Raw genomic sequence first — 14,271 nt, 5'->3', positions numbered from 1 at the left:
TATGTCTTTTATTATAGGGATAGTACGTGCTGCTCGCTCGACGCTGACAAGGTCATCGTAGTCGGACTTTCGGCTGTCGGGCGGCGCGTTATGCCCCGATCATGACAGTTCGGCGTCAAAAGGACTGCGAATCCCCGCCGCTTTCCACGGTTGGCCGAGCCACCGCGCCAGCAGGTCGCGCCCCTTCCAGTAGGCGCCGACCCTCCGCTCGCGGATCGCGGGGATCGCGGCGAGGTCTGCGCCGCTCCACGGATTGAAGGGATTGTGCCGCGAATAGGCCCAGATCTCCGTCCGGCGCGATGGCCGCACCGACGGTCCGCGCGCGTGGAAGCCATAGGTGTCGGCCACCACCAGCGTGTTCGCGGGAACGGCAAACGCGCGCGGTGGAGATAGTCCCATTTCGGCAAGGTCGTTCGGGCCCACGCGGAACGATCCGCGCGCGGTCAGGCGTTCGGCTTGCGGCGCGGCAAGGCTCATCGCCTTTTCCCAGGCGATCCGCTGCGGCGTCAGGCGGTGCGATCCGGGCACATACGTCAGCGGCCCTTCGTCCGGGGCCACGTCGTCCAGGAACAGCCATGCCTTGGCCGATGGCTGGAAGGCGTCGGCGTGCAGCCGCAGTTGCGGATCGGCGCGCCCGCTGCCGTCGCCGCGTTGCGCCAGAATCGTCTGGACATAGCTCACCGGCTCGCGGTCGAAGCTCGCGACGTAGCGGATCAGCCCCTGCCAGTCGGGATGCGCCAGCAGCGCGCGCGCTTCGGGCACGGTGGCCAGCAATGCGGGATCGAGCGCGAAGCGGCGCGTCACCGCATCGCCCTGCCGCATGTCGCGGCACGGCCCGCGCCAGCCCTGCAGGCCTTCGCGCAGCCGCTCGAACACGGCGGGCGGCAGGAAGTCATGGCGCACCACGAAGCCGTCGCGGGCGAAGGCGGCGCGATCCTCGTCGCGCACCAGCCCCGCGATGCGCGCGCGTCGGCGCGCTGCGAGCGCATGGGCCAGCCGTACCCGCGCGACGTGCAGCCCCGCTTCGTTCAGCCGGCGTGATCCGATCAGCGGATGGTCGATGAAGCTCTTGGCCCCGGTGGCGAGGCTCGCCACCCACCAGGGCATCAGCAGGGTCGTGCGAAGCGGGCCAACGGTCATGGGCTGCCTGATGCCTGAAACGGGCGGCCGCGCGCAATTGTAATTGCTCCACTTTGAATCCGCGCTCTTTACCGCGCCGGAAACCATCGCCTAGAGCGATTTTGCGTCGCTTCGCGGGGAACGGGCGGCGGGACGGAGAACACTCGTGGCGATACTCGTGACCGGAAACGCCGGTTTCATCGGCTTCCATACGGCCAAGGCGCTGCTCGAACGCGGCGACGATGTCGTCGGCTTCGACGTGGTCAACGATTATTACGACCCCGCGATCAAGGAAGCGCGCCTGCGCATTCTGGAAGAGACGGCGCGCCGCACCAACGCATCGTACACTTTCGTGCGCGCCAACCTTGCCGACCGTGCCGTGGTGGAAGAGACCTTCGCCCGGAACGACATCCGCAAGGTCGTCAATCTCGCCGCGCAGGCGGGCGTGCGCTATTCGATCGAGAACCCGCACGCCTACGTCGAAAGCAACATCGTCGGCTTCACCAACATCCTTGAATCCTGTCGCCATGGCGGGGTTGAACACCTTGTCTATGCCTCGACCAGCTCGGTCTATGGCGCCAACAAGGCGATGCCGTTCAGCGAACACGTCGGCGTCGACCACCCGCTGCAGTTCTACGCCGCCACCAAGAAGGCGAACGAGCTGATGGCGCACAGCTACAGCCACCTCTACCGCCTGCCGACCACCGGCCTGCGCTTCTTCACCGTCTATGGTCCGTGGGGACGCCCCGACATGGCGCTGTTCCTGTTTGCCAAGAACATCATCGCCGGCAAGCCGATCGATGTGTTCAACTATGGCAACCACACGCGCGACTTCACGTTCGTCAGCGATATCGTCGAAGGCGTGATCCGCGCGCTCGACAAGCCCGCCACGCCGAACCCGGCATGGGATGCCCGAAATCCGGACCCGGCGACCAGCGACGCGCCCTATCGCATCTACAACATCGGCAACAACGCGCCGGTCAAGCTCACCGAATATATCGAGGCGCTGGAGCAGGCGATCGGTCGCAAGGCGACGCGCAACCTCCTGCCCCTGCAGGCAGGCGACGTGCCCGACACGTTCGCCGATGTCTCCGATCTTGAACGCGACCTGGGCTACAAGCCGCGCACGACCGTCCAGGAAGGCGTCGCCGCCTTCGTCGAATGGTATCGCAGCTACATGGGAGAGGGTTGAGCTTCCGCGATCAGGCGGCGCGCACCGCCGGTGCCATCGCGCTCAGCGCGGACTTGAGCGCATCGAGGCTGACCGGCTTGGTCAGCAGCGGCGCATCCGGCGTGTCGTCGTCTTCATCCAGCGAGGCGTGGCCGCTCAGGTACGTGAACGGCTTGCCCACCTGTCGCAGCTTGCGCGCAACCGGGGCCGAAGTGGTGTCTCGGCCCAGCGAGAAATCGAGGAGCGCGCAGTCGATATCAATTTCATCGAGCATGGACAGGGCCTGATCCACGGTCGCCGCCGTGGCCACCGTCTCATGGCCGAGGTCGGCGAGGTTCTCTTCGAGCAACATCGCCAGAAGCGGCTCATCTTCGACCACGAGGATCTTCATATTGGTTCCTAACCGGGCGCAGGCCCGCCCCGCTACTCTGGCGGCCAAAGCCGCAGGCCGCTATGTCACTTTACACGATGCAAGGTCATCTTAAGCCATTTTCGTCGCCTTCCGCAAACGGGATGCCGCATTTCTCGGCGAAGGGACGCGCACCAAACGGTTGCTGCGTCGGGGAACTTCGGAATGCCATGGCGTTTTGACCTGCCATGACGCTCGTCGATTCGAATCCGGCCCTGCGCTATGCCGATGCCTCACCGCTGGGTTCGGGCCAGCGCGTTCTGGCGATCGTGCTTGCGCTGGTGGTCCATGGCCTGCTGGCGGTGCTGATCCTGCACGGCCTTGGCGCGTCGATCGTCGGCGGGCAGGCGGGCGCACCGCCGCCTTCGGCCTACAATGTTCCGCTCGACCCGCCGCCACCGCCGCCGCCGCGCGCGCCCCCGACGGCCAGCCCATCCCGGGCCGCAGAAGGGGCGCAGGGGGCCGCCGGGCGCAAGGCGCGCGCCACCCAGATCGTCGCTGCGCGGGCACGCATTCCGACGCCCACCGTCAATACCGCGCCTGCCGCCTCCACCGGCAACGACACGCGATCCGGTGCCAGCGCGGCCGGTGAAGGGACAGGCGGCAGCAGCGCGGGGTCGGGTACCGGCAGTGGCGGCGCGGGCAATGGCGCGGGCGGGCGCACGGTCGCTGCGCGCCCGGTCAAGATCGCGGGCGAGATCACGTCGGCCCGGGATTACCCCCGCGAAGGCCGCGATACCCGCCTCGGGCGCAGCGTGGTGATCATGCTCACGGTCGGAACCGACGGCCGGGTCGCAGGTTGCAAGGTACATCGGCCCAGCGGCGATCCCCAGGCTGACGCCGTCACCTGCCGCCTCGCCACACAGCGCTTCCGCTTCCGCCCCGCACTCGATCAGCAGGGCAATCCGATCGAGGCACCCTACGGCTGGGAGCAGCGCTGGTTTACCCCCTGATCTCGCAGATGCGAGAAAAGTCGTTCGGTCTCTACCCTTTGAAACGAGGCTGGCTTGCGACGAATTCGCCACGGTATAGGCAAATCTTGTTGCAATGCACCGCAACCGAATCCCGTTTGCGACGTTTGGTTCATTGTAGCGACAAGCTTCTGACCATTCGGGGTCTTGCCAACGATGACGATCGAACATCCCACCGCCTTTGGCCGCCAGCGCTCGCCCTTCGCGCGCGCTGCGGTTCTCGACTTCTTCGGCGAGCACCATCACGGAGCGACGCCCCTTGCCACGCGTCCCCTACGGCTCGCGCTGATCGGAGGGTTCCGTCCGCGCAAGTGCGGCATCGCTACCTTCACCACTGACCTGTTCGAGCAGCTCGGCGCGCATCGTCCTGACGTCGCGGTCGACCTCCATGTGATCGACAGCCCCAGCGACCGCCACGAATACGCCAGCGCACGCAGCGTGATCCGTGCCGACCGGCCCAACGATTATCGCATCGCCGCGCGTCGCATCAACGAGGATGCGGTCGATGCGGTCTGGCTCCAGCACGAATACGGCATCTTCGGCGGCCCGGCGGGCGACATGGTGCTCGATCTTGTCGACCGCGTCGCGGCGCCGCTGATCGTCACCCTGCACACCGTGCTGGCGGAGCCTTCGCCCGACCAGCGCCGCGTGCTCGATCACATCCTGCGCCGCGCCAGCAAGGTCATGGTGATGAGCCGCCATTCGCAGGGCATGCTCGTCCGCGAGTACGGCGTCGACCCTGCACGCATCGCGGTCATTCCGCACGGCGCGCCCGACCGGCCCTTTGCGCGAACGCAGGACTTCAAGGCCCGCCTCGGTCTCGCCGATCGTCCGGTGCTGATGACTTTCGGGCTGATCGGGCCCGGCAAGGGGCTGGAGACCATGATCGAGGCCCTGCCCGCGATCGTCGCTGCGCACCCGCAGGTGCTCTATCGCATCGTCGGCGCCACCCATCCCAATCTGGTCGCCACCGAAGGCGAGGCCTGTCGCGAACGACTGATGGCGCTGGCCGACGAACTGGGCGTCGCCGCCAACATCGCTTGGGACAACCGCTTCCTCGATACTGAAGAACTGCTCGACAGCATCGAGGCCTGCGACATCTACGTCACGCCTTATCCCAACCTCCAGCAATCGACGTCGGGCACGCTCAGCTATGCCGTGGCGCTGGGCAAGGCGGTTGTCTCGACGCCTTATGTCCACGCCACCGAACTGCTGGCCGACGATGTAGGCGTGCTCGTCCCGCCGCGCTCGGCTGCCGCACTGGCCGAGGCCGTCAACCGCCTGCTCGGCGATCCCGCGCGGCTCGCGGCGATCCAGCGCCGCGCTTATGCCCGTGGTCGCGAGACGATCTGGCCGCGCTTTGCCGAAGCCAGCGCCGGGCTGGTCGAAGCCGTGGCCGTCACGCGGCCGCGCACCGCGCCGCTGCTCGCCACGCCGGGCTTCACCGGCATGCGGCTGATGAGCGACGACACCGGCATGTTCCAGCATTCGATCGGTGTCGTACCCGATCGTCGCCATGGCTACTGCATCGATGACAACGTGCGCGCGCTGATGCTGATGGGCGAGGCCGATGCCGTGCCGCTCGCCGAACGCCAGCACTGGGCCACCATCTACGCCTCGTTCATCCAGTATGCCTGGAACCCGGACGAGCAGCGCTTCCGCAACTTCATGGCCTTCGACCGTTCGTGGTGCGAAGACGTGGGCTCGGAAGACAGCAACGGGCGCACGCTGTGGGCACTGGGCCATGCCATGGCCCGCGCACCTGATGCGGGCCTTCGCGCCTGGGCACGCCAGTGGTTCGACATCGCGGCAGAGCCGCTGTCACGCGTTACCTACCCACGCGCCACGGCCTTCACCATGCTCGGCGCGCTTCAGGCGCTGAAGGTCGCCCCCGATCACCAGCGCGCGCGTGAAGTGGTCGAGCGCGGCGGCACGATGCTGCACAGCCTGCTTGCTGCCGAGCGCCGCCCCGACTGGGCGTGGTTCGAAACCGTGCTGGGCTATGACAACCCCCGCATGCCGCAGGCGCTGATCGAGGCTGCGCAGCTCACCGGCCGTCAGGACTGGCTCGAAAGCGGGCTCGATGCCTTGCGCTTCATCTGCGCGCAGCAGGTTTCGGCGGCGGGCCTGTTCCGCCCGATCGGTTCCGAAACGTTCCATCGCCCGTTCGATTCGATGCCGTTCGACCAGCAGCCGCTGGAAGCGTGGGCCGCGATCGACGCTGCTGCCGCCGCGTGGCGCGCAACGCGCGACACGGTCTGGCTCGACCATGCCGAAGCTGCATGGCGCTGGTATCTGGGCGCCAACGATCGCGGCGTCGTGCTGGGCGATCTGGCCACCGGACGTTGCCGCGATGGCATCACCCCGCAAGGGGCGAACGAGAATTGCGGCGCCGAATCCATTCTGGCATTCCAGCTTTCGTATTATGCGATGCAGGCGCTTGCCCGCGATTCCCGACAGGACGCCGGGGGGCTGGTCGCCACGCGCACCACGGGGACCGCCTTGGGGGGATCACTTGTCGACCGACCGCAGCAGGACGCACACCAGCTTGCGAATTCTTGAAGAAAGACTCCACGCCGATCCTTCGCGGGTAGTTCTGCGTCCGTTCCATCTGGGATGGTCGTCGGACACCGCGCAAGGCTCGCGGCCCGCACGGCTCGTCGCCGATGTTCTGGCGCTTCCGCCGGATGAAGCGGCAGAGGAATACGCGCGCGTGCTCCACGATTTCGAGGAGCGGCACTGGCAGACCGAGCAGCTGTTCGAAGAACGCTACCGTGAAGTCGAGCAAGGCCTCGGGCTCGACGGCGATGCCATCGACATCACGCACAAGCGGCTGATCGGCGCGTACTTCTGTCACGAATACACGTATGCCGCCGCCGCGCTGATGAACCCCAGCATCGTGCCCCATCCCGACCAATCGGGCATGACCGGGGGCGCCGTGCGCTTCGTCATGTCGCTGCGCGCGGTGGGCGAAGGGCACATCAGCTCGATCGTTTTCCGCGAAGGCATCGCCCATGCCGATGGCGCGTTCCAGCTCTGGCCGCAGAGCGCCTTTGCCACCGCGATGCAGATCGACGACACCAGCCTGGTGGATGCCGACAGTGCTGTGGCTGTGCATCGCCACGCCGAATCGAGCCTGTCCAATTCGGTGATCTTTCCCATCACCGAACAGCAGCGCGGCGGGCTGGAGGATTTGCGCCTGGTCCGCTTCGACCACGACGCGGCCGGTGGCGGAGACTACGAATGGGTCGGCACCTACACCGCCTATTCGGGCAGTTCGATCCGCTCCGAACTGCTGCGCACACGCGACTTCCGCGATTTCGTTCTCGAACCTATCGAAGGCCGCGCCGGACGCAACAAGGGCATGGCGCTGTTCCCGCAGAAGGTTAACGGTCGTTATTGCATGGTCGGGCGGCAGGACGGCAAGAACCTCTATCTGATGTATTCCGATCGTCTCGATCATTGGGACGACGATGGCGTGCTGCTGATGGAGCCAAAATATCCGTGGGAATTCATCCAGATCGGAAACTGCGGTGCTCCAATCCTGACGGATGCTGGCTGGCTTCTGTTGACCCACGGCGTTGGCGCAATGCGCAAGTATGCACTCGGTTGCGCGCTGCTTGACCGTGAAGATCCTACGAAAGTGCTTGCTCGCACCCGCACACCGTTGTTGACAGCTATTGACGCAGACCGTTTCGGATATGTCCCGAACGTGGTCTATACATGTGGTGCGTTAAAGGTGGGCGAAACGCTGCTGGTCCCCTATGGGATCTCCGATAGCGCTGTCGGGTTTGCGTCGGCGACGATCGGCGAGATACTGCAACTGATGGAGTAAGGTGCTGGGTTAACAGCATTTTACGCCGGGAAAAGACGGGATTTCATGGACAAGATCATTCCGGTGGTTCTGTGCGGCGGCAGCGGTACCCGGCTCTGGCCGCGTTCGCGCAAGGTGAAGCCCAAGCCGTTCCTGCCGCTCGTCGGCGATACGACCCTGTTTGAAGCGACCGTGCTGCGCTGCGGCAAGCAGGCGGGGTTCGGCGATCCCGTGATCGTCACCGGCGCAGCCCATCTCGAACACGTCGAAAGCCAGTTGCCCGACAAGGCGCATACCCGCATCGTGGTCGAACCCGAAGGGAAGAACACCGCCGCCGCCATCGCGCTGGCCGCGTTGCTCCTGCCCGAAGATGCGGTCATGCTGGTCTGCCCCAGCGACCACCACATCGGCGATTGCGACGCTTTCCAGGCCGCCGCGCGCGAAGCCGCCGCGCTCGCCGCGCAAGGCTGGCTGGTCTCCTTCGGCATCGCCCCCACCGCGCCCGAAACCGGCTTCGGTTATCTCAAGCGGGGCGAGGCGATCGAGGGGAGCGCGGGTTCGCGCGTCGAAAAGTTCGTCGAAAAGCCCGACATCGAACGCGCGATCGAATTTCTCGGTCATGGCGGCTATTCGTGGAACGGCGGTATCTTCGCGTTCCGCGCGGGCACCTTCCTCGACGAACTGAAAGCGCACCGCCCCGCAATCTTCAACGCGGTCAAGGCTTCGGTCGACAATGGGACCGCCGATGGCATGCGCTTCCACCCCGATCCTGCCGCCTTCGCCGATATCCAGAGCGAATCGGTCGACTACGCGGTGATGGAAAACACCGACCGCGCCGCGATGGTCCCCGCCGTCATGGCCTGGTCCGACATCGGCAACTGGCAGGCGCTGCACGAGGCGCTCGATCGTGACGAGGCCGGTAACGCGGTGATGGGTGCGGCCGAACTCAAGGACTGCACCAACGTCCTCGTCCACACCGATGGTCCGCGCGTCAACGTGGTCGGCGCGTCGAACCTGATCGTCGTGGTCGACAAGGACGAAGTTCTGGTCTGCACCCCCGAAGGCGCACAACTCGTCGGCAAGCTCACCGGCGCGGCCAACCAGTGACCAAGCTGCCCATCCGCACCGTCGAAAAGCCGTGGGGCAAGGACGTTCTGCCTGCGCCCTTCACGGCGCCCGAGGGGCAGCGGATCGGGGAGATCTGGTTCGAGCCGCCCACCGACGTTCCCTCGCTGCTGATCAAGTACATCTTCACCAGCGAAAAGCTGTCGGTGCAGGTTCATCCCAGCGATGAACAGGCCGCCGCCTCGGGCGAAACCGAGGCCACCGGCTACGGCGGCAAGGAAGAATGCTGGCTGGTGATCGACGCCGAACCCGGCGCCACGCTGGGCGTCGGCTTCACTGGCGATGTCGATGCGGACACCATGCGCAAGGCGGCGCTCGACGGCAGCATCGAGGACATGCTCGTCTGGCACCCGGTCAAGGCGGGCGATTTCTTCTACATTCCCGCCAACACCGTCCACGCCATAGGTGCGGGCGTCTCGCTGATCGAGATCCAGCAGAACTCCGACATCACCTATCGCCTCTACGACTATGGCCGCCCGCGCGAACTCCACCTCGACAAGGGCATCGCCGTCTCGAAGGGCGAAGTCCTGGCCCCGGCCCTGCACAAGCATATCCCCGACCACGGCACCGTCGAACTGGCCAGCGGCAAATACTTCACCGCCCATCGCGTCGAAGGCGTGCCCGACGCCGCGATCCGCAGTGCCTATCCCGGCCCCTTGCTCGTCATCCCGCGCCAGGGCGAAGTCCGCCTCGGCGGCGAAGTCCTGCGCCCCGGCGATTGCGCCTCGGCCCCCGGCCTCGACGCGCTGACCTTGCCCGCCGATGGGCAATACATCCTCGTCCGCGCGGCCTGAAGAACAAGGGAAATGCGAGGGTTATCACCCTCGCGCTCCCGGAACGTCTCCCGGCGATAGCGAGCGCAAGGGCGTGGCGTCGCGTACCGGCTCGCCGTCGTCCCACCGAAGGCTGGGACCGCTGGCCTCCTTCTCCGACGGTTATTCGTATCCGCCACCTTGCGTCCGATCCCGCGCGCGGCGACACTCGCGCGCATGATCGCCCAGACCATCCAACTCGCGCTGGCCCCGGTGTTCGTGCTCGTCGCCATCGGCAACATCATGAACATCCTCACCACCCGCCTCGGCCGGATCGTGGACCGTTCGCGCACCCTGCAGAAGCTTCACGCCGAAACCACCGGCGCGGCGCATGACGCCGTCGTGGTGGAAATGCGCTACGTCGATCGCCGCATCCAACTGATCGGTCACGCACTGCTGATTCTGGTGTTGAGCGGCATCGCCATTGGCGTGACCGTCGGCACGCTGTTCGTGGGCGAAATGGCCGGGCGCGAATTTCGCGTGATGACCGAAATCAGCTTCTTCGTCGCCATCGCGCTGCTGATGGTGGCGCTCGTCTACCTGCTGCTGGAAACGCGCCTCGTCTCGCGCACGCTGAGGTTGCCGCAAGGCTTGCTCGAGCTGCACCGCGACGACCTCTAGGTGTCGTTCTACCCCCTTTAGGTGTCGTTCAGGTCAGCAGCTTCTCGCCCTTCTCGCGGATCGCGCTTTCGATCATCTTTCTTGCAAAACCAAGGCCTTGCGGGATGTCGACGTTGAATTCCAGAGCGGATTCCTGAATCTCGAGCGCGCAGGGGATCGAAAACCCCATCGCGCTGACATCCATCTTCAGGTGGTCCTCGTCGAGCCACTGCATCGCGATAGAAACCGCCCCGCCGAGCATGTCGGACGCCTTCCCTTCGGCATCGCCTGCGCGCGCGTGCAGGCGGCGGCGCACCTCGTCCTTGCCAAGTGTATGGGGAATCGAGACTTTCACTTAAGCTTCCTTCGGCGCGACAAGTTGGGGGGCCGCTTCAAGCCCTTCCCCGTACTTGTAGTCAAGATAGCGCCCGCGCACCGCCAGCGCATCAAGGTCGCCCGCCGCCAGGTTCCGGCTGATCTCGTTGATTTCCTGCGAAATCTTCACGAGCCCATCGACCAGTTGCTGGTCCGCGTCGCGCCCGCCGCGCTGTTCCTTGCGCAAATGCGGCGGGATCTTGCGCCAGCTTTCGACCATGCCGGGCAGATGCTCGCCCACCAGACGCCGCACGTCGCCGACGGAACCTTCCGTAGAATCAAGGCCTTCCAGCTGCGTGCCGAGGCCATCGAGCTGCACGCCGATCTGGTCCACCAGCGTCACCGCCGGCGCCGGCAGGGCAGGGCGCTGCGCCTCCAGCCAGAGTTCCGTGCGCGCCACCATGGTGCGCACGTCTCCGGTGTTGAGCGTGGTCAGATCGGGCACCTTAAGGCGCGGATATGTCGAGAAAAACCACATCGCAGCCAGCACCGCGAAGAAGGTCACGACCAGGCCGGTGAAGCCGATGCCGTCGATCACGAGGCCCGCCACCATCGCGGCCGCCAGCACGGCCGAAATCGCCATCGCAACCCGCGTCAACTTGCGTGCAAAGTGACGCCGCCGCACTTCGGCCGAGCGCTGGCCGATGGCGCGGCCCGTCACCCGCCGCCCGCCTTCGCGCTGGCGGACCAGCGACTGTCGTGCTTCGGTCAGGATGCGATCGCTATCCGTGGCGCTCATCAGCCCTCCAGCGACAGCAGCGACGGGGTTTCAGTGCCGCCCAGCTGCTTGGCCTGCGCCGCGCCTTCGGCGCGTGCGATGTAGCCCTTTGATTTCTCGACCTCGCCCGAAAGCGTGTCGACCGTCTGCTTCATCGCATCGAGCGCCTTCAGCTTGAATGTGTCGATGGTGTCCATCGTGTCGTAGATGTTCTGGAAGGCGCGTTGCAGGGTCTCCATCGGGATGGTGCTTGATGCCGCCATCTCGTGGATCTTGCCGGTCTGTTCGCGCAGCAGCTTGCCGGTGCTGTCGATGATGTTGGCGGTGGTGGTGTTGAGCGCGGTGATCTGCGCCAGCACCAGCCGCTGGTTGGTCATGGCCTGCGCCACGGTCACCGCGGTGCGCAGCGCCGCGACGGTGGTGGTGCTGGCGCGGTCGACGCCTTTGACCAGTTCGACGTTGTTCTTCTTGACCAGATCGAGCGCGAGATAGCCCTGCACCGTCACCGCCATTTGCGTCAGCAGATCCTGCGTGCGCTGGCGGGTGTAGAACAGCGCAGATTCGCGGATCGCCTTGGCCTTGGCCGGTTCGCTGTGGTCGAGATCGAGCGCGGCGTCTTCCAGCCGCTGGTCGAGTACCTTGGAGATGTGGATCATCTGTTCGAGATTGCCCATCGCCTCCCACAACTTCTGCCGTTCGACGTCGATAGCGGCATTGTCCATCAGCAGCTCGTCCTTGCCCGAGGCAAGGCGTTCGAGGATCGCCTTGATGTGCCCCTGGGCCGAGGTGTAGCCGTCGAAGTAGCGCTTCAGCTTGTTGCCGAAAGGCAGGATGCCCAGGAACTTGCGCGGCGCTGACAGGTTGCCCTGCCGACCCGGATCGAGATCTTCCACGGTGCGGCGCAGGGCGGCCAGATCGGCGCCGACCCCGCTGTCCTTGTCGATCGCGCGGATCGGTCGGTCGAGAAAGCGGTTCGACATCCCCGCTGCCGCTGCGATTTCCTTGCGCCCCATCGCGGTCAACTGGTCGACACGCTTGCCGAATTCGGGACTCTGCGCGTCCTGCGCGATCAGGTCGGCGACGAAGGCGTCGACCTTGGCTTCCAGCTTGGCCTTGGCCTCGTCGGCGACGGGTACCAGACCTGCCGCCTGCGTCGGGGCCACCACCGGCACCGGCTCGGGCGGGGTGAGGTTGATCGGAGAGGCGGTGTCGGTCGCGTTGCTGGCCATGGTGTTCCTGTCGCTCGCGCCAAGAGGCGTTTGGACCAAGATGGCGGTGTGGGCGCTCGTGTGCAAGCGGTGCTGTCGATGGGGGATGGCGGTTGGTCGAAGGGTGGAAGGGAAGGCGCAGGGGTTATGCCCCTCGCGCTCCCGGCACGTCTTCCGGCGCGAGGCCTGTGTTTGGTGGAGAGGGGGCGGCGTCGTTGGGCGCCGCTTTCGCCGGAAGACGCTACAGGGTGCAGGGATGGTAAATCCCTGCGTTCTTTCTCCTTCTTCCTTCCGCCTCCTGCCAAGGATAGTCTCCCCCCGATGGACCGTCGCCGTTTCGCTCTGGGCCTTGCCGCCCTGACCGCCGCCCCGGCTTTTGCACGCCCGAAGAAGCCCCAGCCGCTCAAGCCGTTTCGCGGCATCCAGATGCTGGGCAAGCTGGAACGTAGCGTCGGCGGCAGGCTGGGAGCCTATGTGCTCGATACCGGCAGCGGGCAGGGGTTCGGCTGGCGCGAGGACGCACTGTTCGGGATGTGTTCGACCTTCAAGCTGAGCCTTGCCGCGTTGGTGCTGCGTGAGGTGGATGCGGGGCGGCTGGGCGCGGACGAGCGGCTGGTGTGGTCGGCGCTCGACGTGTTGCCCAATTCGCCGGTGACGGGCGCGGCGGTGGGGCCGCAGGGCTTGAGCGTCGTGGCGCTGGCGCAGGCCGCGCAGCAGACCAGCGACAATCTGGCGGCCAATCTGGTGATGCGGCGGCTGGGCGGGCCGGAGGCGCTGACGGCGTTCTGGCGTTCGCTTGGCGATACGGTGAGCAGGCTCGATCGGTATGAGACGGCGCTCAACATGGTGCCTGCGGGCGAGGTGCGGGATACGACGTCGGCGCGCGCGATCACCGGCAGCGTGGCGCAGTTCGTGGCGGGGGCGGTGCTTTCGCCTGCATCAAGGGACATGTTGCTGCGCTGGATGGGCGAGACCACGACGGGGCTGAAGCGCATTCGCGCGGGCGTGCCGCACTATTGGCGCTGCGGCGACAAGACGGGCACAGGCATGACGCCGGGAATGGAAAGCAAGATCAACGATATCGCCGTGCTGTTCTCGCCGGGCCGCGCGCCTATGGTGGTGGCGTGCTTTTATGAACCCTCGGGCGCGCCCCAGATCATCCGCCCGCAGGACGAAGCCGTGTTGGCGGCGGTGGGCCAGATCGCGGCGGACAAGGACGCGTGGAAGCGATGAACTTGCGCTGCGCGGTGTTCGGCGCGAGCGGCGGGATTGGGGCGGCGCTGGTGCGCGCGCTGGCGGCACGCGACGACGTGGCCGAAGTCTGGGCCGGATCGCGCGGAGGCGTTGTGGATCAGGGCAAGGTGCGCGGTTTTGCCTTCGGCCTTGCCGACGAAGCGAGCATCGTAGCGGCGTGCGCGCGGATCGGCGCGGCGCTCGATCTGGCGATCGTGGCAACGGGGCGGTTGACCTTGCGTGATGGCAGCGTGCCGGAGAAATCGTATCGCGCGCTCGATCCGGCGCGGCTGGCAGAAAGCTTCGCGGTCAACGCGATCGGCCCGGCGCTGGTGGCCAAGCACGTGCTGCCTTTGTTGCCGAAGGATCGCCGGGCGGTGTTCGCGGCACTTTCGGCGCGGGTCGGGTCGATCTCGGACAATCGGCTGGGCGGATGGCACGGCTACCGTGCCAGCAAGGCGGCGCTCAACATGCTGGTGCGGAACTTCGCGGTGGAACTCGGGCGCACGCACCGCCAGGCCGTGGTGGTGGCGCTGCATCCGGGGACGGTGGACACCGGGCTATCGGCCCCGTTCCAGAAGGGCGTGGCCGAGGGCAAGCTGTTCACGCCGGACTTTGCGGCGGCGCGACTGCTGGCGGTGCTGGACGGGCTGGCGCCCGCCGACAGCGGCAAGCTGTTTGCGTGGGACGGGGCGGAAGTGGCGTTCTAGGGCGTA

14 protein-coding genes are annotated in these 14,271 nt (G+C 66.2%); 9 read left to right on the top strand and 5 right to left on the bottom strand.

The features are described from left to right. Positions 1–99: 99 nt before the first annotated feature. Complete coding sequence (locus K3A84_RS12010) at positions 100–1,140, bottom strand: phytanoyl-CoA dioxygenase family protein (RefSeq protein ID WP_225009588.1); 1,041 nt, start codon at positions 1,138–1,140, stop codon at positions 100–102. A gap of 145 nt (positions 1,141–1,285) precedes the next feature. Between K3A84_RS12010 and K3A84_RS12005 the strand changes: the two genes are divergently transcribed. Beyond that, positions 1,286–2,311 (top strand): NAD-dependent epimerase, encoded by a 1,026-nt coding sequence (locus K3A84_RS12005; protein WP_225009587.1) that lies wholly within the window; start codon positions 1,286–1,288, stop codon positions 2,309–2,311. 10 nt (positions 2,312–2,321) lie between these two features. On the opposite strand, the gene K3A84_RS12000 is transcribed toward K3A84_RS12005, so the two are convergent. Beyond that, positions 2,322–2,681 (bottom strand): response regulator, encoded by a 360-nt coding sequence (locus K3A84_RS12000; RefSeq protein WP_225009586.1) that lies wholly within the window; start codon positions 2,679–2,681, stop codon positions 2,322–2,324. Positions 2,682–2,887: 206 nt separating this feature from the next. Between K3A84_RS12000 and K3A84_RS11995 the strand changes: the two genes are divergently transcribed. The 6 genes from K3A84_RS11995 to K3A84_RS11970 all read left to right on the top strand — a co-directional run bounded on the left by K3A84_RS11995 (position 2,888) and on the right by K3A84_RS11970 (position 10,042). Next, positions 2,888–3,652, top strand: coding sequence for a TonB family protein (locus K3A84_RS11995; protein WP_225009585.1), 765 nt, complete (start codon positions 2,888–2,890; stop codon positions 3,650–3,652). Positions 3,653–3,826: 174 nt separating this feature from the next. Further along, positions 3,827–6,232: a glycosyltransferase family 4 protein gene (locus tag K3A84_RS11990; RefSeq protein ID WP_225009584.1), complete on the top strand. Its 2,406-nt coding sequence runs from the start codon at positions 3,827–3,829 to the stop codon at positions 6,230–6,232. Next, positions 6,186–7,505: a glycoside hydrolase family 130 protein gene (locus K3A84_RS11985; protein WP_225009583.1), complete on the top strand. Its 1,320-nt coding sequence runs from the start codon at positions 6,186–6,188 to the stop codon at positions 7,503–7,505. The genes K3A84_RS11990 and K3A84_RS11985 overlap by 47 nt, the downstream gene beginning before the upstream one ends. A gap of 45 nt (positions 7,506–7,550) precedes the next feature. Then, positions 7,551–8,591, top strand: coding sequence for a mannose-1-phosphate guanylyltransferase (locus tag K3A84_RS11980; RefSeq protein ID WP_225009582.1), 1,041 nt, complete (start codon positions 7,551–7,553; stop codon positions 8,589–8,591). After that, on the top strand, positions 8,588–9,403 hold the full coding sequence (locus tag K3A84_RS11975; protein WP_225009581.1) for a class I mannose-6-phosphate isomerase: 816 nt from the start codon (positions 8,588–8,590) through the stop codon (positions 9,401–9,403). Before K3A84_RS11980 ends, K3A84_RS11975 begins: the two co-directional genes overlap by 4 nt. A 195-nt stretch (positions 9,404–9,598) precedes the next feature. Beyond that, entirely contained in the window at positions 9,599–10,042 is a 444-nt protein-coding gene (locus tag K3A84_RS11970) for a DUF2721 domain-containing protein (protein ID WP_225009580.1), read from the top strand. 28 nt (positions 10,043–10,070) lie between these two features. Here the strand turns inward: K3A84_RS11970 and K3A84_RS11965 are convergent, their stop codons facing one another. Genes K3A84_RS11965 through K3A84_RS11955 form a run of 3 tightly spaced genes read right to left on the bottom strand, consistent with a single transcriptional unit; the run spans position 10,071 to position 12,343 of the window. Continuing rightward, the gene (locus tag K3A84_RS11965) at positions 10,071–10,376 is read right to left on the bottom strand and encodes a polyhydroxyalkanoic acid system family protein (protein ID WP_225009579.1); all 306 of its coding nucleotides are present in this window, start codon (positions 10,374–10,376) and stop codon (positions 10,071–10,073) included. Then, the gene (locus K3A84_RS11960; protein ID WP_225009578.1) at positions 10,377–11,135 is read right to left on the bottom strand and encodes a hypothetical protein; all 759 of its coding nucleotides are present in this window, start codon (positions 11,133–11,135) and stop codon (positions 10,377–10,379) included. Then, a complete protein-coding gene (locus K3A84_RS11955) occupies positions 11,135–12,343 on the bottom strand; it encodes a toxic anion resistance protein (protein ID WP_225009577.1) in 1,209 nt (402 codons plus the stop codon). The genes K3A84_RS11960 and K3A84_RS11955 overlap by 1 nt, the downstream gene beginning before the upstream one ends. A 300-nt stretch (positions 12,344–12,643) precedes the next feature. Between K3A84_RS11955 and bla the strand changes: the two genes are divergently transcribed. After that, positions 12,644–13,555: a class A beta-lactamase gene (gene bla / locus K3A84_RS11950; RefSeq protein WP_225009576.1), complete on the top strand. Its 912-nt coding sequence runs from the start codon at positions 12,644–12,646 to the stop codon at positions 13,553–13,555. After that, positions 13,552–14,265, top strand: a complete 714-nt coding sequence (locus tag K3A84_RS11945) for an SDR family NAD(P)-dependent oxidoreductase (RefSeq protein WP_225009575.1) — start codon at positions 13,552–13,554, stop codon at positions 14,263–14,265. The genes bla and K3A84_RS11945 overlap by 4 nt, the downstream gene beginning before the upstream one ends. Positions 14,266–14,271: the final 6 nt, after the last annotated feature.

Source organism: Novosphingobium percolationis (genome assembly GCF_020179425.1).
Taxonomy (GTDB): Bacteria; Pseudomonadota; Alphaproteobacteria; order Sphingomonadales; family Sphingomonadaceae; genus Novosphingobium; species Novosphingobium percolationis.
Note: the sequence above shows the minus strand (reverse complement) of the source record. Positions and strands in the feature narration are given on the sequence as shown.

Coding starts and splice junctions, on each gene's coding strand:
- K3A84_RS12010 (WP_225009588.1), bottom strand. CDS start 1,140: ATGACCGTTGGCCCGCTTCGCACGACCCTGCTGATGCCCTGGTGGGTG.
- K3A84_RS12000 (WP_225009586.1), bottom strand. CDS start 2,681: ATGAAGATCCTCGTGGTCGAAGATGAGCCGCTTCTGGCGATGTTGCTC.
- K3A84_RS11995 (WP_225009585.1), top strand. CDS start 2,888: ATGACGCTCGTCGATTCGAATCCGGCCCTGCGCTATGCCGATGCCTCA.
- K3A84_RS11990 (WP_225009584.1), top strand. CDS start 3,827: ATGACGATCGAACATCCCACCGCCTTTGGCCGCCAGCGCTCGCCCTTC.
- K3A84_RS11980 (WP_225009582.1), top strand. CDS start 7,551: ATGGACAAGATCATTCCGGTGGTTCTGTGCGGCGGCAGCGGTACCCGG.
- K3A84_RS11970 (WP_225009580.1), top strand. CDS start 9,599: ATGATCGCCCAGACCATCCAACTCGCGCTGGCCCCGGTGTTCGTGCTC.
- K3A84_RS11960 (WP_225009578.1), bottom strand. CDS start 11,135: ATGAGCGCCACGGATAGCGATCGCATCCTGACCGAAGCACGACAGTCG.
- K3A84_RS11955 (WP_225009577.1), bottom strand. CDS start 12,343: ATGGCCAGCAACGCGACCGACACCGCCTCTCCGATCAACCTCACCCCG.
- bla (WP_225009576.1), top strand. CDS start 12,644: ATGGACCGTCGCCGTTTCGCTCTGGGCCTTGCCGCCCTGACCGCCGCC.
- K3A84_RS11945 (WP_225009575.1), top strand. CDS start 13,552: ATGAACTTGCGCTGCGCGGTGTTCGGCGCGAGCGGCGGGATTGGGGCG.